The sequence below is a fragment of the Ancylomarina longa genome (genome assembly GCF_003996985.1).
GTDB lineage: Bacteria > Bacteroidota > Bacteroidia > Bacteroidales > Marinifilaceae > Ancylomarina_A > Ancylomarina_A longa.
The window spans coordinates 66,398-92,356 of record NZ_RJJX01000004.1; the positions used below are offsets into that span (position 1 = coordinate 66,398).

25 protein-coding genes are annotated in these 25,959 nt (G+C 35.4%); 6 read left to right on the top strand and 19 right to left on the bottom strand.

Annotated features, from left to right (window positions below):
* Positions 1-555 precede the first annotated feature (555 nt).
* Positions 556-1,866, top strand: coding sequence for a H(+)/Cl(-) exchange transporter ClcA (gene clcA, locus DLK05_RS04655; RefSeq protein ID WP_209319713.1), 1,311 nt, complete (start codon positions 556-558; stop codon positions 1,864-1,866).
* A 134-nt stretch (positions 1,867-2,000) separates the two neighbouring features.
* Here clcA and DLK05_RS04660 read toward each other — a convergent pair whose 3' ends face one another.
* From DLK05_RS04660 to DLK05_RS04705, 10 genes are all read right to left on the bottom strand, one after another.
* Positions 2,001-2,420, bottom strand: a complete 420-nt coding sequence (locus DLK05_RS04660; RefSeq protein ID WP_127342847.1) for an acyl-CoA thioesterase — start codon at positions 2,418-2,420, stop codon at positions 2,001-2,003.
* Complete coding sequence (locus DLK05_RS04665; protein WP_127342848.1) at positions 2,401-3,303, bottom strand: ATP-binding protein; 903 nt, start codon at positions 3,301-3,303, stop codon at positions 2,401-2,403. Before DLK05_RS04665 ends, DLK05_RS04660 begins: the two co-directional genes overlap by 20 nt.
* Positions 3,281-4,174: an ATP-binding protein gene (locus tag DLK05_RS04670; RefSeq protein WP_127342849.1), complete on the bottom strand. Its 894-nt coding sequence runs from the start codon at positions 4,172-4,174 to the stop codon at positions 3,281-3,283. Before DLK05_RS04670 ends, DLK05_RS04665 begins: the two co-directional genes overlap by 23 nt.
* A complete protein-coding gene (locus DLK05_RS04675; RefSeq protein WP_127342850.1) occupies positions 4,164-5,024 on the bottom strand; it encodes a damage-control phosphatase ARMT1 family protein in 861 nt (286 codons plus the stop codon). The genes DLK05_RS04670 and DLK05_RS04675 overlap by 11 nt, the downstream gene beginning before the upstream one ends.
* Positions 5,025-5,027: 3 nt before the next feature.
* Positions 5,028-5,366, bottom strand: coding sequence for a NifB/NifX family molybdenum-iron cluster-binding protein (locus tag DLK05_RS04680; RefSeq protein WP_127342851.1), 339 nt, complete (start codon positions 5,364-5,366; stop codon positions 5,028-5,030).
* Positions 5,367-5,528: 162 nt separating this feature from the next.
* Positions 5,529-5,741: a DUF5320 domain-containing protein gene (locus DLK05_RS04685; protein WP_127342852.1), complete on the bottom strand. Its 213-nt coding sequence runs from the start codon at positions 5,739-5,741 to the stop codon at positions 5,529-5,531.
* 13 nt (positions 5,742-5,754) lie between these two features.
* Entirely contained in the window at positions 5,755-5,940 is a 186-nt protein-coding gene (locus tag DLK05_RS04690) for a DUF5320 domain-containing protein (protein WP_127342853.1), read from the bottom strand.
* Between the two features lie 11 nt (positions 5,941-5,951).
* Positions 5,952-6,269: a NifB/NifX family molybdenum-iron cluster-binding protein gene (locus DLK05_RS04695; RefSeq protein ID WP_127342854.1), complete on the bottom strand. Its 318-nt coding sequence runs from the start codon at positions 6,267-6,269 to the stop codon at positions 5,952-5,954.
* A 4-nt stretch (positions 6,270-6,273) separates the two neighbouring features.
* Positions 6,274-6,678, bottom strand: a complete 405-nt coding sequence (locus DLK05_RS04700) for a DUF134 domain-containing protein (RefSeq protein ID WP_235831952.1) — start codon at positions 6,676-6,678, stop codon at positions 6,274-6,276.
* 215 nt (positions 6,679-6,893) lie between these two features.
* Positions 6,894-7,748 carry an SDR family oxidoreductase gene (locus DLK05_RS04705; RefSeq protein ID WP_127342855.1) on the bottom strand — a complete coding sequence of 285 codons (855 nt, stop codon included), beginning with the start codon at positions 7,746-7,748 and terminating at the stop codon, positions 6,894-6,896.
* 285 nt (positions 7,749-8,033) lie between these two features.
* Between DLK05_RS04705 and trpB the strand changes: the two genes are divergently transcribed.
* Both trpB and arfB read left to right on the top strand, forming a co-directional pair.
* A complete protein-coding gene (gene trpB / locus DLK05_RS04710; protein WP_127342856.1) occupies positions 8,034-9,245 on the top strand; it encodes a tryptophan synthase subunit beta in 1,212 nt (403 codons plus the stop codon).
* A 103-nt stretch (positions 9,246-9,348) separates the two neighbouring features.
* Positions 9,349-9,765 (top strand): alternative ribosome rescue aminoacyl-tRNA hydrolase ArfB, encoded by a 417-nt coding sequence (gene arfB / locus DLK05_RS04715; protein WP_127342857.1) that lies wholly within the window; start codon positions 9,349-9,351, stop codon positions 9,763-9,765.
* 66 nt (positions 9,766-9,831) lie between these two features.
* Here arfB and DLK05_RS04720 read toward each other — a convergent pair whose 3' ends face one another.
* The 3 genes from DLK05_RS04720 to DLK05_RS04730 all read right to left on the bottom strand — a co-directional run bounded on the left by DLK05_RS04720 (position 9,832) and on the right by DLK05_RS04730 (position 15,367).
* Positions 9,832-11,436: a fumarate hydratase gene (locus DLK05_RS04720; protein ID WP_127342858.1), complete on the bottom strand. Its 1,605-nt coding sequence runs from the start codon at positions 11,434-11,436 to the stop codon at positions 9,832-9,834.
* Between the two features lie 167 nt (positions 11,437-11,603).
* Complete coding sequence (gshAB, locus tag DLK05_RS04725) at positions 11,604-13,916, bottom strand: bifunctional glutamate--cysteine ligase GshA/glutathione synthetase GshB (protein WP_127342859.1); 2,313 nt, start codon at positions 13,914-13,916, stop codon at positions 11,604-11,606.
* A 98-nt stretch (positions 13,917-14,014) separates the two neighbouring features.
* On the bottom strand, positions 14,015-15,367 hold the full coding sequence (locus DLK05_RS04730) for an MATE family efflux transporter (RefSeq protein WP_127342860.1): 1,353 nt from the start codon (positions 15,365-15,367) through the stop codon (positions 14,015-14,017).
* Positions 15,368-15,683: 316 nt separating this feature from the next.
* Between DLK05_RS04730 and DLK05_RS04735 the strand changes: the two genes are divergently transcribed.
* The 3 genes from DLK05_RS04735 (at position 15,684) to DLK05_RS04745 (ending at position 19,698) form a co-directional block, all read left to right on the top strand.
* Complete coding sequence (locus tag DLK05_RS04735; RefSeq protein ID WP_127342861.1) at positions 15,684-16,994, top strand: MFS transporter; 1,311 nt, start codon at positions 15,684-15,686, stop codon at positions 16,992-16,994.
* A gap of 480 nt (positions 16,995-17,474) precedes the next feature.
* The gene (locus DLK05_RS04740; protein ID WP_127342862.1) at positions 17,475-17,930 is read left to right on the top strand and encodes a hypothetical protein; all 456 of its coding nucleotides are present in this window, start codon (positions 17,475-17,477) and stop codon (positions 17,928-17,930) included.
* A 463-nt stretch (positions 17,931-18,393) separates the two neighbouring features.
* On the top strand, positions 18,394-19,698 hold the full coding sequence (locus tag DLK05_RS04745; protein WP_127342863.1) for a hypothetical protein: 1,305 nt from the start codon (positions 18,394-18,396) through the stop codon (positions 19,696-19,698).
* Positions 19,699-19,716: 18 nt separating this feature from the next.
* Here the strand turns inward: DLK05_RS04745 and DLK05_RS04750 are convergent, their stop codons facing one another.
* The 6 genes from DLK05_RS04750 to DLK05_RS04775 all read right to left on the bottom strand — a co-directional run bounded on the left by DLK05_RS04750 (position 19,717) and on the right by DLK05_RS04775 (position 25,954).
* On the bottom strand, positions 19,717-20,748 hold the full coding sequence (locus DLK05_RS04750) for a beta galactosidase jelly roll domain-containing protein (protein WP_127342864.1): 1,032 nt from the start codon (positions 20,746-20,748) through the stop codon (positions 19,717-19,719).
* Positions 20,749-20,775: 27 nt separating this feature from the next.
* Positions 20,776-21,852: a beta galactosidase jelly roll domain-containing protein gene (locus DLK05_RS04755; RefSeq protein ID WP_127342865.1), complete on the bottom strand. Its 1,077-nt coding sequence runs from the start codon at positions 21,850-21,852 to the stop codon at positions 20,776-20,778.
* Between the two features lie 33 nt (positions 21,853-21,885).
* Positions 21,886-22,251 (bottom strand): hypothetical protein, encoded by a 366-nt coding sequence (locus tag DLK05_RS04760; protein WP_127342866.1) that lies wholly within the window; start codon positions 22,249-22,251, stop codon positions 21,886-21,888.
* A 168-nt stretch (positions 22,252-22,419) separates the two neighbouring features.
* Complete coding sequence (locus DLK05_RS04765; protein WP_127342867.1) at positions 22,420-23,106, bottom strand: response regulator transcription factor; 687 nt, start codon at positions 23,104-23,106, stop codon at positions 22,420-22,422.
* Between the two features lie 12 nt (positions 23,107-23,118).
* Positions 23,119-24,651 carry a sensor histidine kinase gene (locus DLK05_RS04770; protein WP_127342868.1) on the bottom strand — a complete coding sequence of 511 codons (1,533 nt, stop codon included), beginning with the start codon at positions 24,649-24,651 and terminating at the stop codon, positions 23,119-23,121.
* Between the two features lie 148 nt (positions 24,652-24,799).
* Entirely contained in the window at positions 24,800-25,954 is a 1,155-nt protein-coding gene (locus tag DLK05_RS04775) for an iron-containing alcohol dehydrogenase (protein ID WP_127342869.1), read from the bottom strand.
* Between the last annotated feature and the right edge of the window lie 5 nt (positions 25,955-25,959).

The window sequence follows — 25,959 nt, forward strand, 5'->3', positions numbered from 1 at the left end:
TAAAAGCTAACTTAGCATGAGAAAAAAAAAGTCCTTAATTCAAGTAATTTGGTCTACCCAATCGGTTTCATTTTTCGAAAATAGCTTCGTCCATGAATCAGAACGAAAAAAAAATTAAAAAATCGCTCTGCACAACGATCAGATTGACTTTTTAATTTAAAAATGAGTTTGCATGACGATGAGGACAAAAAACAAATTTATTTTTCACTTTACACGACGAACAATGCCATTTTCAATTTATAAAATGAGTTTGCACAACGAGAGAGGCCCATTCCTAAAATTCAAACTAGTCTCCCCAATAAACTAAAGCATTTTCAATTTTTCATATATAATCTAATATTAGGATATTTATTTTATCCGAAAGCGATCAAATAACTTTTAGTAAATTTAACATGTAAAACTATAAAAGCTTAAATTATAATATTAGCTCTATCACAGATGAAAAATCAGAAAGCCATTACAAACATTTATAAGACTTATAAATGCAGATGAATAAATTTATATAACAATTAATCCAGAATATAATTTACAATGCTATATCCAAATTCGTGGAAGTTGAATCAACGGCTGATAAAAACTGATATTCAACAAGTCAAACTACTCTTTTTTGCTCTTATTGTCGGGCTTGTAGCAGGAGGTGTAGGAGCTGTTTTTCGACTTACACTTACATCTATTGATTTTTTTAGAAACCGCCTGTATGATATTGGAAGCAAGTCAGGTTTTATAATGCACATCTGGCCTGTTCTTTTTGCAATTATAGGAGTAAGCACCGCATTATTTTTAGTTAAAAAATTTGCACCTGAAGCTTCGGGGAGTGGTGTTCATGAAATTGAAGGCGCCTTGGATGAAACACGTCCTATGCGATGGAAACGAGTCTTGCCCATCAAATTTATCGCCTCCTTATTTTCACTGGGAAGTGGTTTGCTGCTAGGTCGTGAAGGTCCGACCATTCAACTAGCCGCGAATATTGGTAAAATGATTAAGGACATATTCAAGCAACCAGATAACGAAAACAATGCATTGGTTTCAGCAGGTGCAGCCGCCGGACTAGCCAGTGCTTTTAATGCACCTTTTGCTGGAATTATTTTTGTTATCGAAGAAATGCATGGTCATTTCAGATTTAACTTTTATTCTGTAGCGGCAATTATGATTGCATCTGGAACAGCAGATTTTGTTGTTCGAGCTACAATTGGTGCTAGTCCGGTAATTCAAATGACTGTCTTTACCAGTACTAGTTTATCGGGTTTATGGTTATTTATTGTTCTAGGTTTATTGTATAGTGTAGTAGGTCTCGCTTACAATAAATTATTAGTACTAACCTTAAATTTTTCGCGGTATTTCTCTAAAATTCCAATTATTGTTGTTGGAATATTTGTAGGGCTAATTATCGCAATAATCGGAATATTATTCCCAGAAATGATAGGTGGTGGATATACTACAATTAGTAAAGTACTTGCTCATTCTTTTAGCCTGAAGTTTTTAATTATTTTATTTATCGTTCGGATGCTACTATCCATTTTTAGCTATGGCACAGGAGTTCCGGGTGGAATTTTCGCACCATTACTTGCTTTGGGAGTAATATCAGGCATGCTGTTTGGGAATATTGTGCAGCCCTATTTTCCCGAACTTGTTTCGCATCCTGGCATTTTTGCAATTGCCGGAATGGCAGGAATATTTGCATCAACGGTTAGAGCATCTTTAACAGGATTAGTGCTTGCTGTTGAAATGACATCCAATTACGAAATGATATTACCATTAATAATTACAACAGTTACCGCATCAACAGTTACATCTATGCTAGGAAATCAACCAATTTATTCCACACTATTAAAACGCACATTAGAAAATACAAAACCAAAAGATTAGTCTTTTTAAGACCAGAATTCATATTACAATAAAATCGGATAGAAAAGCTAAATCTTCTCTACCCGATTTTCCCTAATTAAAACCTAACTTTTGATAAGTAATACAGAAATAGGTATCACTTATTAAAAAAGAAACTAGTTTAATTTATATTCAATATTTTTTTCTAATGCCTCTAATATTAACTTCGGAACTCTTTGTGGTTTACGATTTTCTGAATCCACAAAAACCAAGGTTGAATTTGCCTTACAAACATTCTCTCCCGCTTCATTTTTTATTTCAAACTCAAAATAAAATCTAGAAACAGGTAGTTCTTTAATCCTGGTATAAATCGTCAATTCCTCATCATAACCCGAAGGTTTTATATACTTCAGATTCATTTCAATAACCGGAAGCATTATTCCATTATCTTCTAAAACCTTATCGTTTATTTCAAAAGAACGCAACAATTCTGTTCTGGCCTGATGACAATAAGCTACGTAGTTGCCATGATACACATAGCCCATCTGGTCAACCTCGCCATATCGGGGACGTAATTTATATTCTGTTGTGATCATAAATATATCCTAAACTTACACGACTCAATTCTGTCCACAAATCCGTAAGGATTTTTGTAACTACAGAATCCTTATTGAATTCTATGATGCTTTTCCGCTCAATCAAGGCTTCTACCATTTCTTCCTGAAAAGGAATTTTCCCCATAAGTTGAATTCCTTCTGTTTTAAAGAAAACTTCCATTTGGTTGCTGATTTCAGGATTAATATCGTATTTATTGATTAAAGCATATATCGGAATCTTAAAGGATTGTACTAGGTCAATTAAACGAACAGCATCATGAAACCCAGATTTGCTAGGTTCTGTAACCAGTACCACAGCATTGGTTCCCGTTATAGATGCAATTACAGGACAACCAATTCCAGGAGGTCCGTCGTTCACTATAAAATCAGCATTTATTTCTTTTGCTATTTCTTTTGCTTTTCTTCGAACCTGAGTTACAAGTTTTCCTGAATTATCCTCACCAGCACCCATTTTAGCATGTACCAACGGTCCAAAACGAGTATCGGAAACAAACCAATTATTGTTTGTACTTTGCTTAGAAGTAATGGCCTGTGCAGGACAAATGCGCTCGCACAATCTACATCCCTCACATTCAAAAGGATTTATTTCAAGACCGCCTTCTGGTTTATAATGAATCGCATCAAAACGACAATGTGTTTTACAAATTCCACAATTCGTACATAATTCACTGTCTATTGCTGCAATCCACGATCCATAAAAGATGTGATTTTCTTTTATTTCGGGTTGAAAAATCAAATGAAGATCAGCTGCATCTACATCATTATCCGCAAAAACAGAATTTTTTGCGATTGAAGCTATCGCCGCAGTAATACTCGTCTTTCCCGTACCACCTTTACCGCTAAGAATTGTAATCTCCTTCATGTCCCTTGCTTATTATTTTAATCTGATCTACCAATTTTAAATATTCCTGTTTAATATGAGAAGGAATATTCGTTAACAGCATTCCTTTTGAATATTGTGCTGCATAATTCTTATCAAAGGGTATTTCGCCTAAAACCTTAATTTCTTCCCTATCCAGATATTCATACAATTCCGCATTTCCCATACCTGCTTTATTTACAAGCACAGCAAACGGTTTCTTCATTTCCCGCATTAAATCAACCGTAAGTTGCAAATCATACATTCCAAAGGGTGTAGGCTCTGTTACCAGAATCACAAAATCAGCATCCGAAATGGTTTCAACAACAGGACAACTTATTCCGGGAGGTGCATCATAAATTACAATATCCTGACCTATCTGAGATTCTTTTTTCAACTCCTTAATCAACATGGTCTGTAATGGCGATCCTACTCTTAGGTTTCCTTCTTTTAATACACCGCCATCTTTTGTTCTGTTCACCGAAATACTACCAATCGCATGATCTTTTTCATGAATAGCATCATGCGGACATGCAACAAGGCAAGCTCCGCAGGAATGACATAAATCAGGACTAACCTTAGCATACTTCACCTTTGGCATAACAACAATGGCATTAAATTCGCAATACGCTTCACATTTCTTGCAGAACTTACATGCATCTATATCAATTTCGGGAACAGATAGAAAAACTTTCCTTTCCTCATTCACCGTAAAATCTTTAAAAAACAGAAGATCATTCGGTTCTTCGACATCGCAATCGAACAACTGAACATTTTCAGTCCAATGTTCATAAATTGCAGAAAACAAATTCACCGAAACAGTTGTCTTTCCAGTTCCTCCTTTCCCACTAGCAATCGCAATTTTAAATGCCATTTTTTAAATTTTTATTTTCAACTACAAGCATATCACCTTTTGCAACATTCAGCATATTTGCGATAATATCACACTTAGCCATCAGCATAAAAAACAGATTTTCTTTCGTACTGTTCATCAATCCCTCAAAATTACCTTGCCCTTTAGATATTACTACATCCGCATTATTATACAGACCCTGAAACTCGGGTGAACAATTATCAACTAAAGTAGAGGGTGCATCATGGCCATTGGTTATTACCTTACAAACCGCATTCATATTCACTTGGTCTGCATCTTCAATAGTCACATCATTTAATACAGATGCCCCTCGAACAACATAGGTTAAATTGGGATGATTCCACTTTTCAATTAGCAATCTGTCAAATACAATTTCACCTGCATTATCACCTAAATAAAGCACTGATTTTGCATTTTTAACTTTCTGAAACAATCTAAGCCTATCATCAATTACAAATTTCTGATTTAATAACTCCCCTATTGTTGCAATAATATCTTTGGGTACGGAATGCGCTCCATAATCAATAATATTTCCAATAACAGCTAATTTTGCGGCTACATTCAATGAATTATCAACACTATTGATTCGTTGAAACCATTCACCGTACAATCCCATCAATAAATCATTAACTTCCCATTTCTCCTTTGCATACAACGAATCACTATTCAGGCTTTTTTTTGCCAAGCGATTAATTAACATTGCAACATAAGGATTTGAAATATCTTTGGAATTAGAAAGGAGTGTTTCAACCTGATTTTTGAACAATATTTCCTGTTCGTGCAGAGGTTTAAATTTTGCAATTAAATGCTCTGCTGATTTAGTATGGCAAACCACACATCTTTTATCCATATTCTAATGATCGCAATAATTAGCAGTAAAGCTTAAACTTTTATCTAAAAAGCCAATAACTAATTGCTTCGCCTCCATTACAGGAGCACCAACAAATACATTCACCTTATGCTTGTTAAAAATATTAATAGCACTATTTCCCATTCCTCCGGCAATAACATCAGTAACTCCAAGATTTGCAATAAATGGAGGTAATAATCCCGGCTCGTGAGGTGGAGCTGCTACTGTTTCTTCCGCAATTATTTTATTATCCTCTACATCAAATAATGCAAAATGACTACAATGTCCAAAATGTCCATCAAGAACTCCCTTATTAACAGGTACTGCAAATTTCATTTTCATTGGTATAAGTTTTAATTTTCTTAATTATTAAAAATTCATGATACCATCATGTATTCAGTAAAATTACAATCACATATGATAAAAAAGACACAGGTTAAATGTTAATTTCAAATCACAAACATTCCTATGTCTTTTTAACTTTAAAAACTCCTTAACTGTTTTCTAATTACGACCTCTGCCTTGTCCGCGTCCTTGTCCATTTTTAGCTCCAAGTCCTCTTCCCCGACCTCTGCCTAATCCTCTTCCAAGACCTCTACCACTGAAATTTTCATTATTCTCAGTATTCTGGTCTTTCTCTTGTGCATTACATTTTCCTAATCCTCTTCCAGTTCGGCTACCTTGGCCTTGTGGACCTGTTCTGTCAAATCTTGGCATATTAACCTCCTTTTTATATTGGTTTACCACTCTTTAATCTTTTACCTCTACCTGTTCCTCCTCCACTTTTCTTTCTTAAACCTAAACCTTTACCCAATTTCTCCAGTTGGTTTTCCTGATCAGCAGAAGTACATTGACCAAGCTTTCGTCCTGTTTTACTTCCAGTTCCTTTTGGTCCTTTTCCATCTAAGTTTGGCATAATCTTGTGTTTTAGGATTTCATTTTATTGATAATATCCTGAATGGTATTATTCTCATCTTGAAGAATTACCATTTGCACATTAAATTTTTCAAGCAATTCTTTAGCTTTTGGGCCAAAGTCTCCAGAGATAACTTTAGTAACACCTAACTCAACAATTTTCTCAACCGTTTTTGTTCCGGCACCACCTTTTGCATTTATATTCTCATTTTCAACAAAACTGATTTCCTCTGACTCTTCATCAAAAACACAAAACCATGCTGCTCTGCCAAAACGCAAATCAAAATTAGAGCTTAACTCTTTACCTATTGATGTAATTACTGTTTTCATAAACCTATTTGTTTAAATGTTCGATATTTTCAGACCTGCAAACCGGACAATCACCTTGAATTATTTTATTAGGAATATTAAATCTTGCGTGGCAATTATTACACATATACCATTCTTTGTCCATAACTGCATTGCCAAAAACAGTTTTAATAGTCTGTGTTTCCACTAATGCACGTGCTATTTTACGCCGTGCACTTTCATAAATCCTTGCAAAAGTAGGCCGGGAAACACCCATTAGTTCCGACGCCTCTTTATGATTCAATAAGTCATAATCGGCTAATTTTAAAGCTTCATACTCCTCGTAAAACAAATCAATTGATTGTCTTCTTTTTAAATTAATCCCAACTGGTCTATATTCCTTGAAATGCGGAGGTTCGACCACCTTTCTCAATCTTCTTCTTCTTGGCATTACAGATTATTTTCTACAAATATAATGAGAATATTCTCATTATATAGATATATTTAATTCTTTTTTTTAAATAAAATAGAGATCCCAAACTGAGATCTCTATTTTTACATTTATATGATTCTAATTTCCCTTGATGGAAATATAAATCTTATCCTAGGCTATATAAGCATTTCGTTGTGCGGATTAGTAACGAATCCCAACTAAATTATTTCTGACTATACTTCCTCCTCTTCAGAAATAAAATTAGCAAACTGTTTTTCTACCGTTAATGGTTCTGTGAGATAAAGCTCACCAACCTGCTTCGACATCATATCCGGGAAAATATACTCTTTTCCTTCCTCTAATCCCTTCACTACATTTCGCGCAACATTTTGTGGAGTATCCTTTTCCATATCCAATTCGCGAGTCATATCTGTATCAATCGGACCAGGATAAACACCTACAACAAGAATCTTAGATGATCCTAATTCACCACGTAAACCTTGAGTGATACTATGAACCGCAGCTTTTGAAGCGCAATAAGTACCGGCAACCGGCATGCTAGCTAAACCTAAAACAGAAGAAATGTTAACAATTGCAGCACTCTCCCGAAGTTTTAAATAGTCAATCATAGAGATGGTCATTTTAACCAAGCCCCAAACATTAACCTCGAAGTTAGTTGCTAAACTATCTAAAGTCTCATCAGAACAAAATCCGCCAGGTTCATAAACTCCAGCATTATTTACTAATATCTCAGTATCTCTGGCAGCTCTGGTTGCTTTTATAATTGATTTATCATCTCTTAAATCCACCAAAATTGGTACTAATCTGTCTCCATATTCTTCTTTCAGATCTTTTAATGCCTTCAAATTTCTTACGCCAGCATATACTTTTTTAGCTCCTTTTTCTAATAATTCTATTGTAATCGCCCTACCGATACCTCGACTAGCCCCACTAACAAAAGCCACTCTGTCTTTTGGGGATACTTTCAACTCATTCATCACTACCTCCGCTTTTGGTTTAAAATTTTTATTTAAATTGAATCCACACAAAATACGAATATCATCTTCAATTTGCAATGTTTTTATCATTCAATACCGATTTTAATTTTCCGTAGTATTCTCCAATAAGCTCATTTAATTTGTAATATTATTTCATTAACTTTGTTATAGTTCCTCTAATTGTATTAATTTCTTATCGGGGTGCGAATAATCTATAATCTTTTCCAATGGCATTCCCGGCTGGAAGTTTTTAAAACAACAAGGAATAACTTAAATAACCGGAATTTGAAATAAAATTCAAATCCGGTTATTTTCTTTTTCCAAAATTATTTAACAACTCTTAGTTATTTACATATTAACCAATACAATAAAAAAATGACCACAAATTATTTTAAAACATATCCAGATGAAAAAGGATATTTTGGAAATTTTGGAGGAAGCTTTATTCCTGATGAATTAATCAAAGAAATGAATAATATTAATGATGCTTATTACTCGATAAGCAAATCACATGAATTTATTTCTGAATTAAGAAGTATCCGGAAACATTTTCAGGGCAGACCAACTCCTGTTTATTATTGCAACCGTTTATCCAATAAATATGGAGGCAGAATTTATCTAAAAAGAGAAGATTTAAATCATACGGGAGCTCATAAATTAAACCACTGTATGGGGGAAGCTCTTTTGGCTAAATATATGGGCAAAAAGAAGTTGATTGCTGAAACTGGTGCTGGTCAACATGGAGTAGCATTAGCAACTGCTGCAGCGTATTTTGGTCTTGAATGTGAAATTCATATGGGAGAAGTAGATATTGCAAAAGAACATCCCAATGTAATTCGAATGCAAATTTTAGGTGCAAAGGTAGTCCCTGTTTCTCATGGACTAAAGACACTAAAGGAAGCCGTTGACTCCGCTTTTCAAGCCTATCTGCAAGATCCTATAAATACTATCTATTGTATTGGTTCTGTAGTGGGACCTCATCCTTTTCCTATGATGGTGCGGGAATTTCAACGTGTCGTAGGAATCGAAGCCAGAGATCAATATCAAGAAATGACGGGAGAATTACCAGATAACATCGTTGCTTGTGTTGGAGGTGGTAGCAATGCCATTGGTCTATTTTCTGCTTTTTTAGATGATAATGAATGTAAATTGCATGGTGTTGAACCTGCCGGAAGATCATTAAATAAGGGCGAACATGCTGCAACACTTAGCTTAGGAAAACCAGGTGTGATCCATGGATTTAAATGTTATTTATTGCAAAACGAACAAGGGGAACCTGATCCTGTTCATTCTGTAGCAAGCGGATTGGATTATCCCGGTGTTGGACCAGAACATTCGATGCTAAAAGACTTAAATAAGGTGGAGTATCATTCTATCACCGACAAAGAATGTATTGATGCATTTTACGAATTGAGTCGTTCCGAAGGAATAATTCCTGCTTTAGAAAGTGCTCATGCTGTTGCATATGCCTTAAAATTGGCCAAAGCAAATCCAAAACAGTCAATTCTAGTTAACTTAAGTGGTAGAGGAGATAAGGATATTGATTTTGTTGTAGATGAGTATGGTTTACCCGGATCTAGCAAATAAAATATATACAGATGATAAAAATGAAGGAAAAGCCGCTCTATTAAGCTGTATTTCCAGATTTTTTTGCTGAAAATTCAAATATTGCTTTTATATTTGTTCTACTATGAAAGATGAATTCAAATTTTCGAAAGATTTAAGTAAGGAGTTCGAGTTTTTAACCTCGAAGAGTAGCGGACCTGGAGGTCAAAGTGTAAATACATCTGATTCCAAGGTAGAATTGCGGTTTTCTGTTTTTGAATCACAAATTCTTACACAGGAAGAAAAGGAAACCATCTTTATTAAGTTATATCATCATATTAATAATGATGGAATTCTGTCTGTAGTATCTCAAACAGAACGCTCCCAATTACAGAATAAAGAAATCGCGATTGAGAAATTTTACCAATGGTTAGAATTAGCATTAAAACCTGTGAAATCTCGTAAAAAAACGAGAGTTAGCAGAGCCTCGAAAGAAAAAAGATTAGAAGATAAACAAATTCAATCGCAGAAAAAGCAAGATCGGCAAAAGCCAGATGCTTAAAATATTTTTTGCATAAAAAGGGTGATCCAATGGATCACCCTTTATTTTTAGTTTCAAATTACCTTTTTACATATTGGCAAAAAAGTCATTTCCTTTATTATCCACGATAATAAATGCAGGGAAATTCTCCACACGTATTTTACGAACCGCTTCCATTCCTAATTCAGGGAAATCGATTACTTCAATGGACTTGATACTATTTTTAGCCAAAACAGCAGCAGGACCACCAATAGAACCTAAATAAAATCCTCCATTGTTTTTACAAGCATTAGTAACTGCCAAACTACGATTTCCTTTCGCAACCATAACCATTGAACCACCTACTTTTTGAAATACATCCACATATGGATCCATTCTACCAGCAGTTGTTGGACCAAAACTTCCGGATGGTAATCCTTGAGGAGTTTTAGCTGGTCCGGCATAATAAACAGGATGATTTTTGAAATATGCTGGCATTTCTTTTCCATCATCCAACATTTGTTTGATTTGTGCGTGAGCAATATCACGAGCGACAATTAAAGTCCCGGACAAATTCAAGCGGGTTTTGATCGGATGCTTGGCCAATTCCTCCAAAATTTTCTCCATAGGTTGATCTAAATCAATATCAACCGCTTTTTTCATTTGAGGAGCTACTTCAGGCAAATATTTCACAGGATCTTTCTCCAATTCTTCCAAAAAGATTCCATCCTCATTAATTTTTGCTTTAATGTTTCTATCTGCACTACAGCTAACACCAATTCCTACAGGACAAGAAGCAGCATGACGAGGCAAACGAACAACCTTCACATCGTGAACAAAATACTTGCCACCAAACTGTGCTCCAATTTTACTCTTACGACAAATTTCCTCTACTCTCTTCTCCCATTCCAAATCTCTAAATGCCTGTCCACCTTCGTTTCCTTCGGTTGGCAAATGATCGTAATAACCAGTTGATGCTTTTTTAACGGTAGCCAAATTGGCCTCAGCAGAAGTACCACCAATTACCAAAGCCAAATGATAAGGAGGACAAGCTGCAGTACCCAAATCTTTGATCTTTGCTTCTACAAATTTTGTTAGACTCTCCTCATTCAAAAGCGCCTTTGTTTGCTGATATAAGAATGTTTTGTTGGCAGAACCACCACCTTTAGTTACAAATAGAAATTCATATTCATTTCCCTGGTTTGCATAGATATCGATTTGAGCAGGAAGGTTATTCCCTGTATTCTTTTCTTCGAACATAGTAAAAGGAACTACTTGCGAATATCTAAGATTACGTTCCTGATAAGTTTCGAAAACACCTTTTGAAAGATATTCTGCATCGTTAGCTCCGGTGTAAACATCTTCCCCTTTTTTGGCTACAACAATGGCTGTACCTGTATCCTGGCATGTTGGCAGTTGTCCGTCTGCAGCAACTACCTGATTCATTAAAAGGGTGTGCGCTACAAAACGATCATTATCTGACGCTTCATCATCCCTCAAAATATTTTGCAATTTTGCTAAATGTGCCGGGCGTAAGAAAAAAGAAACATCAGTAAATGCTTCTTTCGAAAGCAATTCCAATGCTTTGGGATCTACTTTTAAAATTTTTCTTCCATCAACTTCAATGGTGGAAACATAGTCTTTACTTAGTAAACGATACTTGGTAGTATCCTTTGTAATCGGAAAAGGTTTCTGATATTTAAAATCGGACATGATAATATAGTTTATGTGTAAATATCGAATATCGAAGCAGAAAAAATATTATTTATTATTCCTGCTTTGCTTTAGACAAAGATAAAATAAATTGACATCACTCTTCGTTTAACCATGCTATTCTTAAACATTGCCCTGCAACATATGAAAGCTAACCAACACTCTGTTCAAAAACCCAATGCATCCAGAATTTTTTCATTTAGCAAACGGTTTTTGCCCTTAAAAGGAAAGCAGTGAATATGAATAGCCGGGTTGAAATTCATTTCGATAATCGCATAATTATCTTTCCCTGCTGGTTGAGATACATTATCAATCATCATATCCAGGCCAGTAATTTGTACACCGAGTGCTTTTGCCGCATTTACAGCAATTTCTTTATAGGATTCATGAATGTCATCTGTAAAATCGATACTGTCGCCACCAGTACTGATATTTGAATTCTCCCGTAAATAAACAATTTGATTTGCCGATGGAATACTTTCGAAATCAAACCCTTGACCTTTTAAAAATATTTGTTCCGCTTCTTCTAATCTGATTTTCTCAAGAGGAGTATGATAACCTCTGCCCCGAAGAGGATCCTGATTTTTTATTTCAACCAACTCGCGAATTGACTTCTTACCATCCCCTTTTACATTTGCTGGTACACGATGTAATATACCATAAACTCTATCCTGGATTACAAAAAAACGATACTCCTTCCCAGAAATAAATTCTTCAATAAGGATACTACTATCGTGCTCAAAAGCAATATTTACAGCTCTTTTATATATTTCTTCGTTATTATTCTCTTTTAGGATAGTAATTCCCAGACCAAAATTGGTGGATTTAGGTTTCACCACAATTCCCTTGCCTTCAAACAAATCAAAATCAGAACTGGCAGGTAGAATTTCCCGGTAATCGAATCCTTGAGGAGTTCGAATGTCAGCACTCTCCAAAATCTTTTTGGTTACCAATTTATTCTCCATCATCAACACGCTGGAATAATTATCAAGAGAGGTGCGAGTTGCTTGCATAATATATTCGGTTTTATTCCCTTTTGTCAAGCTGATGAAATTTTCACTTCTATCCAGAATATTAAATTCCACGCCTCTTCTCAAGGCAGCTTTCATCAACAGTTGAGAGGACAACTCCAAATCTTCGAATCCGTGAAAACGGAAACCACTCATTTCACTATCTTCCTTATATTTTTTAGCCTGATTCAAATGAAAATGAATAAAACCCTCCTCTTCAATTTTTAATTTTACAAGCTGGGAAGACCTTCTTCTTGGAAATTGAATAAAAGTATTCACCTCTTGCAGAGCAATACGATATTCTTCTCTGTCCAAGATCTCGGCTTTAACAGCAAATTGTTGTATCTCTTCATAAATCTGCTTCAGATAGTTGGTACAGCTGACAGAAGTTCCATCCAAATTGACAAGAGTAAGATTAGGATTTAATCCAAAGCAAGCAATCAAATCCTGATTCTCTGCTGCTTGTTTTTGTTCCTGTTCCTCGTATCTATCTGCTTCCTCCTTAAAAAGACAATACATCAAAAAAAGATGAGTAAAATATAATCGATTTTTCGATACTCCGGATTTTTCAAAAGGATCCAAATCTAAGATCCTGACCTCCACATGAGATAATGTTTTAGTGCCAGGCAGGAACTTAAGACGAATAGGCAGATACAATTCCTCATCTACCAATAATTTTCCCTGATCGATTAAATCAGCAATAGAAGAAAAGTAATCCTCTAAACTATTGTAATCCACAAAATATTCTTCCTCATTGCGATAACCAGCGGAGCTATTTCTGATTGAAATAGCATTATTACAACTCATAAAGGTTTTTTTGCCTGTTTTCAGCGATTTGAGTCGCAGAGAAGGATCAGAAACAGGACTTTCGCCAAACAACCATATCAACATCCAACGGTATCGCATGAAATTACGAACCATTTTCAGATACAGATTCTCTCGGAATTCTTCCAGATTCCCCTCGGCTTTAGAAACTTTATAGAGTTTTCGTTCCAAACGATTGGTTAACGAAAAATTAAAGTGAATTCCTGTAAGCATCTGTCGTTCGCGACCATAACGGCTAGCCAGTTCCTCCCTGTACTTTTCCTTTTGAATTCCTTTTTCACCAAAACGAGCAATCGGAATATCATCCTCGTCCGGCAATAAGGGTGGCATACTTTGAGGCCAAAGAAGCTCACCTTCCAGATTCTCTGTAATAACATCCTGAAGTGTCTCCAGGTATCCATGAACTTCAGCAATACTTTGCAAAGGAGGTGTGATCATTTCCACCTGACTCTCCGAAAAATCAGTAGTTATAAAAGGATGTTGAAACTTATCTCCTAAAATTCCAGGATGAGGAGTTTTGGCCATACACCCATTAAAATCGACCCGAACATTTTCTTTTTCGATTCCAAATTTGCCATTCAACACACTGTTTCGAATGCTTTCGCACTTTAATGTATCGGCTATATTATTGAGTAAATTTTTCATCTATTTATAATTTTCTTTTATTTGCCTTACGGAAATTCTTATAGAAAACAAGCATACATTATGTGTTGATCAATGTATTTGTATTCCTATTTTCTTCATCAGAATTTCCCAAATGTATTATTTTTAAAATAGCTTCGTAATAAAAAGAACAACATCACTCCCTTTAAAATACTACTTCCAGTGATGCTCCACCATACCCCATTTAAACTTAAAAAAGTATAAAATCCTAAGATATAAGCTCCCGGCAAGCGCAAGCTTGTAAAAATAACACTTACGGTAGCCGGAATCTTTGTTTTTCCCAATCCATTAAAAACACCCGCACTTATCATCTCCAAACACATAAATAGTTGAGAAACGGCGAGTATCATCAGATACTCTTTTCCCATCTGAATACTTTCTGCTTCGGGAACAAATATGGAAAACAAAGTTTGTGGTATAACCAAAAACAGAATTGTTGTAATAAATCCCACCGTAAGAGACATTCGCAATCCGGCACGATAAATTCTAGGTACTTCTGTAATATTTTTTGCCCCATAACTCTGTCCAACCATTATGGTAACGGCTTGCATGAACCCTCCCACAATCATGAAAGTAATAGATTCGATTTGCACACCAATTTTCTGAACTGCAATAGCATTTGGTCCCCATTCAGCGATAATTCTTGCCAAAAAGATATATATCACCGAAAAGGAAACACGCTGAATTGCAGCCGGAGTACCAACAGCAAAAACATTTTTGAGTTTTTGGATGTTAGGCAAAAACCCTCTAAAATTAATGGCTTCAGACTTTTTATAAGCAAAAAAGAAAAATACCAAACTACAGGATCGAGCAATAATAGTAGCATAGGCTGCTCCCTCTACACCTAAAGAAAAAACTATAATCAAAAGAGGATCCAGAGTGATATTTACCAAAGCACCTATTAAACTGGCCTTGAATGATATTTTTGTTTTACTGTGCGCATTAAAAATACTGATGAATAGCAGATTGATATAGCTAATGACAACCCCAAAAGTACTGATCACCAAATAGGATATTGCCATTTGGTTTACCTCCGGACTTTTCATCTGAAAAAAGCCAATAAATTGTTCTGGGAAAACCCAGAAAATGGCAGAGAAAATCGCAGCTATTAGTGCAATTCCCCATAAACCTGAAGTAGCAAATCGACCCGCTAATTTAGAATCTTTAGCGCCTACAGCATGGGCTATTTTAATATTGGCACCAACCGTAATAATAGAAGCCATGGCCCACCCCAGATGCAGAAAGAAACCTGCAGAGCCAACAGCTGCAACGGCATTACTTCCCATCGTTCCTACCCAAATCATATCAGTAAGATTATAGGCAGTATGAAGTAAGTACGAACCGATGATTGGAATCGCTAATAAAAACAGCTCTTTTCCAACCTTCGAGTATTTTTGTTCCCGTTGAAGAAACTGACTGAGAAATTTGATCATAGGTATACTAAAAAGTAGAGATGCAAAATTAGGATGTAATTCTTGAGATTTTCCTAATTGATTGTTAAAATACTAAAATAAAGCTGAGCAATTTTATTGAGCACGCATTAAGACAGCATAAAATAACAATATCCCAAGGATCAATGATTCATATTAGCCAATTGGTTTAAAATAAACCATCGCTTATCCCTGCAAGTTCTCAACTTATTGCTTTAAATTTGTTCGATATAAGTATGCTATTAAAGGCAAGGCAAAATCTTGCAGATTTTATAGCAATCATTCCTTTATAAATCAGAATTTTTTAGAGTACTAAGCCTTGAAAAGACATCCAAATTTCCCTTTTGCCCCTGCCAAAGTTCCGTTTTTTTACGGATGGATCAGCATGATTGCTGGTACTATAGGCGTTTTATTCAGTATTCCCGGTCAAACCGTTGGTGTATCAGTCTTTACGGATTATTTAATTGAATCGCTTCAATTAAGTCGTGATGCCTTAAGTATGGCTTACCTGATTGGCACGGTTGGCAGCTCGCTAATACTTACCTATGCTGGTAAAATTTACGATAAAAATGGAGCTCGATTCACCGCTATGATCGCTGCCTCGGCATTAGCAATTACTTTATTTTTGTTCTCGTATTCCAATCCCATTACCACAAGCTTAGCAAAAGCAACAGGCATTGGATTTAGTACCGTATCCTTCATCACTTTATCCATTCTGTTTTTCTTTTTACGATTCTCCGGACAGGGCGTACTTTCGCTTACCTCACGCAACCTGATTATGAAATGGTTCGATCAAAAACGAGGATTAGCAAATAGTATATCCAGTGCTTTTCAATCCTTTGGATTTGCTGTTTCTCCGCTTTTCATTGCTTTGTTAATTGGCAATTTTAGCTGGACCGAAGCTTATCAGATCCTTGGAATGCTTACGGTTCTCTTTCTGATCTTCGCCTTCATTTTTTATCGCGACAATCCGGAAGAATGTGGTTTGGTTCCAGATGGAAAAATCAACAACTCGTTGAAAAAGAACAAAAACACTAGTCTCAATAAAAAGCAATACACCTTAGCCGAAGCCAGAAAAACATGGGTGTTTTGGGTATTCGCTTTAAGCTTAAGTTTTAATGCCTTTTTTATTACCGGATTTACATTTAATGTAGTGTCGGTATTCGAATCGTGTGGCTATTCGGAACAAAAAGCACTTGCTGTTTTTGTTCCGGCCTCCATTATTTCCATAATAACCGCTTTGGTGGGCAATATTATAAGCGATTACGTGAAATTACAGAAACTTCTCTTTGTATTTCTGATAGGTTGCCTTTTATCCACATTGGGAGTTGCAATTCTGCATTATGAAATTGGATATTACGTTTTGATTCTTGGCAATGGAATTATGGGCGGTTTGTTTTCCGTATTAGCGGCAATATCGTGGCCTCGTTTCTTTGGTCGCCAGCACTTGGGCGCTATTAGTGGATTATCGATGTCGCTGATTGTATTCTCCAGTGCCATTGCGCCACTTTTCTTTAGTAGAATTTTCACACTTACCCAATCGTATAACCTAGCTGGTATTATCGGTACTGTTGCTGTATTGATTTTGTTACTTTTCGCCATAAAAGCCAAAAACCCTCAATTACAATAGCTATAAAATAGTAAAGTATGCTTTGCAAGCCTGCAAAGAGCTCCCCATTTCGGTCGAATGAGCTTTGCAAGCATGCAGAGCACATTTTTTCTCGGTAGAATGAACTTTGCAAGCATGCAGCCTATATTTTTTTTCGGTAGAGTAAGCTTTGCAAGCATGCAAAGTATATTCTTTTCTGGTCGAATAAGCTTTGCAAGTTTGCAGAGTTCATTTTTTTCTGGTCGAATGAGCTTTGCAAGCATGCAGAGTTCATTAAATTTCGGGAAAGTATACTTTGTAAGCTTACAAAGCACACTTTCCTCTGTTCTGACAAAAAATACAAGACAATTACCTGTTCTCTTCATTAAAAAAGCAAGGAATTCCAGGATATGATCGATGCCATTCTAAAGCAATTCTTATTATCTCACAATCAAAGCATTTAGTATTTTTCCGAGGGCTTAAATTTACGTAAATTGTATAGCGAGAAATACAATTTAGTCCATGAAAAATAATTTAACATTAGCTCGAGACAGTTTTGATTTTATCAAAAACTCAAAAGACTTTCTTTCTATTGTTTTAGATAATATCCCTTGCGCTGTTTTTTTACTCGATAAAGATTTTAGATTGGTAGCACTTAATGATGCTTTCAAAACTATTTTCTCAAACAAAAAGGATGAAAACCTACTTTATAGGAGATGTGGAGAAGCAATTGGTTGTGCACATCAGATTGAAGAACAAAAACAATGTGGAGATACTACAAAATGTAGAAATTGTGAACTACGCATTGCAGCTTTAAGTTCTTATGCTGATAATAAAGAAATTTACAATGAGCATGTTGTCAGACCATTTTACAACTTTAAAAATCACAAAATAGATAAAGAACTTCAGTTTTCCACTAGGTTGTTTCATTACAATACTGAAAAATATATAATTGTGATACTCGAAAGTAATGAGTAGCAATTATTGCGATTTCAGATTAACTTCAACTTTTTAGTATTTATTAAGATATCCAATACTATTGAACTTATATTTTAAGCATTACCTATCCTTATCTCAGAACATGCGATCAATTCAATAAAAAGAAAATATCCGTTATTAACCATCTACAAAAATCCGCTTTATCTGTATTATTTTTCTTTCTAAATAAAGATCCTCCCTTTAAATATCAACTTGCTTTTAGTACCTTATAGAATTGGAATCTCCAGCTAACCATTGGAATTCAGGTTCACTACCATTAACTGCTAAACCACAATCTATGAAAAGTCGATCTCCCGTACAATCGAGAATCCCCCCATCGCGGATTTTTGTGTATATAAACCTTTCGTACACATCTCACCATTTTGATATTATTCAATTCGCAAAACACATATTTATTATAGTTTTTCTCTTTGTAAGTAGCCTTTGTTTTGGGCAAAGTTTTATGGAACAAAAACCAACACAAACCATTCAAGCTAACTTATTAAATACCAATTTGCAATTAAGTTTAGATGTTATCAATGGAATTAGTATGCCAAGTGGCGATTTTCAAAACTTTGCCAGTGATGGATTTAATAGTGGCATTCAGATCAACAAAAGTTTTTGCAAAGCACTTTCGATTGGATTTGGTGCCAGGCATAGTAGTTTTGGAGTAAGACAAGAATTTGGCCCGGTAAGCAGTTCCCGAAATCGATGGATCAATACCACTATAGATGTAGGACCACAGTATAGCATATCAACAGGAATATTCGCATTAAAATTATATGGCAGATCGGGGGTTTCCATCATCAGTACACCTGAAATAAATTTATATTACCCCAACACAGATATCCTCACAACTCAAATTCAGAGTAGAAGCACACAAGCTTTAAGCACCAGATTAGGGGGGAAATTAAATGCAGAAATTTGTAATGGCTTACAATTCTTTTTAAGCGGCGAATACGTCACAACTATCAATAGTAATCTAACTTATTCTTCCAGAGAAGTTAGTACCGACGGAACAATTGATCTGGAAGAAGGACTTCGAAAAAATCCATTAACTAATAAAAACTTAAGCTTTTCGAGTGTTAACGTAAACTTTGGGATAAGTATTGGATTAGGAAATTTTGGAAGCAAAGCTAAAACAAAAAGAAACTCCAATCCGATGTATCAGGATAATGAGAATAAAGGAACCATGCCTATGTACAATGAAAGTTCTACACAAGGTAATGGCAGTAATTCTTCGGGTACAAGAGCACAAGATTATAACTCCAGCAGAAGTAATAATTCCTCGGTGATTGCTCCGAATCCTAATAATACGAATACAGATATAAAAGCTACAGATTATAATTCGAGCAGAAGCAATAGAACCACTAATAGCACCCTAAAAGATACAAATGAGATTAAACCAACAAAAACACAAGATTACAATTCCAGCAGAAGTAATAATTCCTCGGTGATTGCTCCGAATCCTAATAATACGGAAACAGATATAAAAGCTACAGATTATAATTCGAGCAGAAGTAATCGAACTACTAGTAATACTCTTACGAATACAGCTGAGAATACAAATAAGAATAATTCAACAAAGGCACAGGATTACAATTCCAGCAGAAGCAATAATTCCTCTGTGATTGCTAACAATCCTAACGATGATATACGCCAAACCATGACGCATTCAGATAAAGCTAAATTGAAAAGAAAGTTAAAAAGAAAAGAGCGACAGAAACGAAAAGAAGCTCGTAAAAAGAGACACTATCCCACAAAATAGTAGTATCCCATAAAGTATTTAATATTTATTCCTTCGATTATTCCAATACCTAATATAATTTTTTTGAGAAATTAATCCTACTGATCCACTATAAATACCCCCCCCCTGAGTTTGGTCATAAACCCGAACCATCACTATATTTTTTTGATTTGCTTTTATTAGAGACAAGGGAAGGTAATATCCACGCATCTGTTTGTAACTGCTAGATCGTTGTGCAACTGTTGAAGGTCGAAATGGACCAGATTCCCCAACCAACACTCCATTTACAAAAACCTGGTCGATATCATCAATCTTTCCCAGTAGCAAAACCATTCGATTAGCAAGCTGCTCATTTTTCACCTTAAATTCCAAGGCATAGCAAGCATATCCATCATAGTTTTTATATCCTTGATCTTCCCAAAACCCTGGAACAATAATATCATTCCAAGTTGCCATATCTGCAACATCTTCGTGTGCATATTTTCCTGTTTTAAACTTCCATATTCCTTGTAAATCCACATCTAAAGGAATTGCAGCCCTATCTATCACCAAAGCAATATCCCCATGAATAATACCGCCTTCTCCAATATCATCATATACCCGAACTGCAATAGTATTGCGATCCTGAATAAGTTTTGTTGGCACATAGTATAGTCGGTTAGAATTGTATGCTGTTGTATAATGCGGAGGGAAATTACCTGATTTACCAATTATTTTACCATTAAAAAACACCTCATCCACATCGTCGATATTACCCAATTGCAAATACACACTTTTACCTTTCACAACTGAAGGTCTGGTAAAACTATTCCTATACCATGCATAGCCATTATAACCGTAAAATCCCTGATTCTCCCATGCCGAAGGAACCTCTATTCTATCCCACCCTGAATCATCAAATTTTGGCGATGCCCACTCCTGTCGATCACCAATGGAAAACTTCCAACGTTCATTTAAGTCAGTGATTTTTTTATAATCCTGAGAGAATCCACTACCTGTGAAGATGCATACAATCGCAAATAGCAAACTAGCTTTAATCCAAGGGTTGATATAGGTATTTAAAATTCTCATATTCGAGGTATATACATTTAGAAGGAATTAATCCAACCAATAATCAATAAATTTCTCAATACTAGAGCGATTGTCCTTTAATTCTTTCTTCATCATCTCTCTGGCAATATCCATGCTAGTGATCCCAATTGGACCCCGATAAATTCCTCCGGGTCCGGTAAAATCTGTCACTATAACTTCAATCAAATTTTGCGCATTTCCTTTCAATAAATTATCGGATATTGGATATACACGAAACCGTAGATGATCGCCACCATTATAATTTCTTCTATTCCATTTGCCTCTAATACTCTTTATTTTCTCCCCATTTAGAAATACTTCATCCTGATCATCAATAACACCTAAAATCAAAGCCTTATTGGTCGTCTGCAAATCTGTCGGATACATAAAGACTTTAGTATATTTAGCTTCCCCATCATAGTTGTTGTATCCCCTGCATTCCCAAAATCCGGGAACAAATATTTTTCCATGACGATAAGTAATACAGTCTTGATTTAATTTATCCACGGGACGTCCAATTTCAAAGTCCCAATAACCCGTCAAATCAATATCCAATTTATCCTGATCTTCATCTATAAATATTCCAACCGTGCCGCTAATAATTCCACCCTCAAAAAACTCATCGTAAACTCGAACAGCTATTATATTACTCCTTGATTTATGCAATAAAGCAACAGGAATAGGATACATCCGAGGAATATTATAAGCAGTTTTCACAATAGGAGGAAAAGTACCCGAGGTACCAACCAACTTTCCATTCACATAAACTTCATCCACATCATCAATTTGACCAAGATACAGATATACAAATTCACTTTCAAAAGGAATTCTGATCTGAAATTTCTTCCTATACCATGCAAATCCATTATAATCTTCAAATCCATCCTGTTCCCAGCTATTTGGAACAAAAACAGTTTCCCAATCGGAATCATTATAATTCGACATACGCCATTGTGGATTATCCCCAATTGAGAATTTCCAATTTCCCTTTAAATTAGCAAGAGATCGAAGGTTTTCTGCAGCTATATTTCCTATCAGCAAAAACAATACGAAGCTCATAAGAACCATTCGAAAACATGAGTTTATGGAATTTTTATTTTTCATTAAAATCAATACTTTTATCAGTAACCTATTCACTTATTTATCAAACTTCACAAAATTCACACGTAACACAAATTCTTCACCACATAAAGCCGTAGAAGTTCTAATCTTATTTTTTTCCATTTGTTTACTAACTGCATTCATTAAATTTTGGTCGAAGCCGATAATTTTTCTAACTACCACTTTGCTATTTTTATTCACAGTACAGCGCAAAACGATTGTTTTCCTCTCTCCCTGTAGGACATAATCCATAAAGTTGGTTTTTTTAATCGTTCTTTGAAGCTTTTGCATCACCTTATTTTTTTCCTGAGCTATTTTTTGCTTTTGAGGAGTAATTGCCATCCCAACATTAGCAAACAACAGGTATGTCAATGCAAATATTGTAATTTTAAAAATTTTCATATCCCTAATTTTAAAGTTATCTACCAATTAGAAATTTTTAGAAAAGAATGGAATCGTACGCCTTCCACGCTTTATCTATCTTAAATTTCTAATGTAAAATTAGGGTAGTTAAAAATCATTTGTGTCACGCTGCGGTTAAGAGTTGTCACAAATTGTCATCAGGCAATATTAATTTACCAATCGATAGCCAACACCATGAACCGTGAGTATAATCCTTGCATAATTTAAATCCTCTTCTATCTTTTGCCGTAGCTTTAAAATAAAATTATCAATAGTCCGCGAAGTTGGCTGATAATCGGTTCCCCAGATCTTATCTAGCAAATCATCCCTACTAACAATCTGATTTCGGTTATTCCACAAATACTGCAGAATTTCCACCTCTCTATGTGACATTTTCACTACACTTCCATTCACGAATCCTTCAAAAGAAGAAAAGTCCATGAGTAAACGTCCAATTTGCACTTTAGATGGTGTATTGCTATTCGAAACATTTTGGGTTCTGCGCAATATTGCTCTTATTCTGGCAAGCAACTCTCTTAAACTAAAAGGTTTTGTGATATAATCATCGGCACCAAATTCCAGTCCCAAAACCTTATCAATTTCTTCCCCTCTGGCTGTGAGCAAAATGATAGGAGTATTCACGCCTTGTATTCTTGCTTTCTTACAAATATCAAAACCCGAAATATTAGGTAGCATCACATCCAATAGCACCAAGCTATATCTATTTTCACTAATTTTTTTTAAAGCAATTTCACCATCATCGGCAAGATCAACCCGATAACCTTCAAATTCCAGATTATCTTTTAAACCCATGAGCATGTCCGGCTCATCTTCCACAATTAATATCGGATACATATTTCTTCGGTTTTATTTTTTTCTGTTTGGAAAACACAAACTAAAGCAACTTCCTTTGCCAGATTCACTGTGTAAATCAATCTTTCCTTGATGGGCATCCATAATGTGCTTTACAATGCTCAATCCAATACCAGAACCCTTTACTTTATGTGCCAAATCACCCGTACTTACCCTAAAAAACTTATCATAAATCAAATGCTGTTCTTTTGCAGCAATTCCAATTCCAAAGTCTCTCACTTTTACGCAAGTATATGCTGCATTGCTTTCCGTTACAATTTCAATTCGTTTCAATTTTGCACTATATTTCATGGCATTATCCATCAAATTAATAATAGCTTCCGAAAACGCTTCCCTATCCATTAAAATATCAGGGATGCTATCCTTTACAGAAAATACTATCTCAAAACCATTTTGATCTAAGTGCTGTTTATAGTTTTCGAGTATTACTTCTACCTCTTCATTTAAATTGGTAATTACGAAATGATATTCCCTCCGTCCACTTTCTATTCTGTTAAAATTTAGAATTTTATTTACCATTCGCGAAAGGCGATTAGCTTCGGTATTAATAACCTTATAATATTCATGTTTCTTTGCTTCAGAATTAATTCGTCCCATTTCCAACGTTTCGGAGTACATATTAATTAAAGCAAGTGGTGTCCTGATCTCGTGCGAAACATTCGAAATAAAATCTGATTTTAATTGGGTAAGCCGCAACTGTTGCCTTATACTCTTATACACAAACCACGCACCCAATAATAAGATAATATCCATAACAATTAGAAGAATAATATTGGTTCTAGTTCTTTTTCTCACCAAATCTTCAATCGTATTTCCCTTCATCTGAATTCCCAGTTGATATCCGGGAAACAACCAAATATCTTTTTTTTGTCGAATATTTTTCTCTGGCTCGTCATGCCGTACATTAGAAAAGACTTCCCTATCTGCATTAAATACAGAAATAAAAAAACGATTCTGAGCAATGATCTGAATTTTAGGACCAAAATTCTCTAAGATAAATTTATCTGTATTTAAGAAAATAAATACAGTTTGCCATGAGGTACTGTCCAACTTGCGGGCAAAAACAAACAAACTCTTTCCTTTAAAGTCAGAATTAATGGCTTCTATTTTTTGGTAACCAGTATTAAGGTATCTCTGTAAAGTTTTAATTTTGGTTGCATTCTTTAAAGATGATCGCTTCAAATAATTTTTCAAGGTCTGAATACTATCTTTTCCAATCTTTTCTTTCGGATATAAAAGAAATTGAGAACTATCGATTACAGCGAGGGCATCGATAGAATAGTTCTTTTCAAGTACTTGCTCAATTTCCAATCCACCTCTATCCAATTGATGAGCCCAGGCACTCATCACATCATCAGCATATTGGTTTATAGAGAATAATATAGACTCCATTTGACTGGAATAAACAGAATCGATTACCGCCTCGTTTTGGCTTAGATTACCAATTTCATAGGTAGAAAAAAACAGAGAAGGTAACACAAGAATAATACTCAGTACAATTCCAATTTTCAATCCGGGTTTTATCATTCCACGATTATTTTGTTACCCAAAGATAGATAATATTGATGATGTGGAAAGGATTTCTACATTTCAATAGCAATTATACTCTCCTCTTCAAATAAAAAAGGCTGTCCATATATTATATGGCAGCCCTTGGTAATAATCAATAAATTTTCTATAATCTTGCCTCTAGAATTTCGGCAACGTCTTTCACCTCCACATCCGGAAGCATTCCAACATAACCGCGTCCTTCAAAGCGTTTTACAATGACATCAATACTATCTTGTCCAACGTTATATTCGCTCAGGTGAGTAGCAATTCCAACCTGGTTAAAAAATGCTTCAGTTTTTTCAATTGCCAGATTTTTACGTTTTTTCTCAGAGCCTTCGGTAATATTCCAAACCCTCTCGGCGTATTGCAACAATTTTTCTCCTCGCTTTTCTTTTAGCTGATTTAATAAGCCAGGAAGCACAATCGCCAATGTTACTGCATGATCAATACCGTGGAATGCAGTCAATTCATGACCGATCATATGGGTTGCCCAGTCGCTCTTCACACCCATTCCTATCAAACCGTTTAAAGCCATAGTGGCTGCCCACATTAGGTTAGCTCTATTCTCATAATCCGGTGTTGCCGAAGCTAATGCTTTCGGACCTTCTTCAATCAAGGTTAAAAGAATACCTTCTGCAAAACGATCCTGAACAGGAGAATTCACTGGATAGGTAAGATATTGTTCCATTACATGCACAAAAGCATCCACAATTCCATTAGTGATCTGACGTTGCGGCAATGAATAAGTAGTTTCGGGATCCAATACCGAAAATTTTGGGAAAAGTAATGGGTTTCCAAATGCCATTTTCTCCTTAGTTGCAGCTTTAGTTACGACCCCACCACTATTCATCTCAGAACCTGTAGCAGCAAGGGTTAAAACGGCTCCCAAATCCATCGCTTTGGATATTTCAGCATGTTTTGCCAAAATGTCCCACTCATCTTCTCCTTCATAATAAGTGGCGGCAGCAATAAATTTTGTTCCATCCAAAACAGAACCACCTCCAACAGCTAGAAGAAAATCTATTTTCTCAGATCTTACAATCTCAACAGCTTTCATTAAAGTCTCAAAATGAGGATTTGGCTCTATTCCCCCAAATTCAGTAACATGATATGCTTCCAGTGCAGTTTTCACTTGATCGTAAACTCCATTTTTCTTTATACTTCCTCCACCGTAAGTCATCAAAATCTTTGCATCCTTAGGGATATGGTTGCCCAATTCTGCGATTTTTCCTTTTCCAAAAAGGATTTTTACAGGGTTAAAAAAATCAAAATTTTCCATTGTAA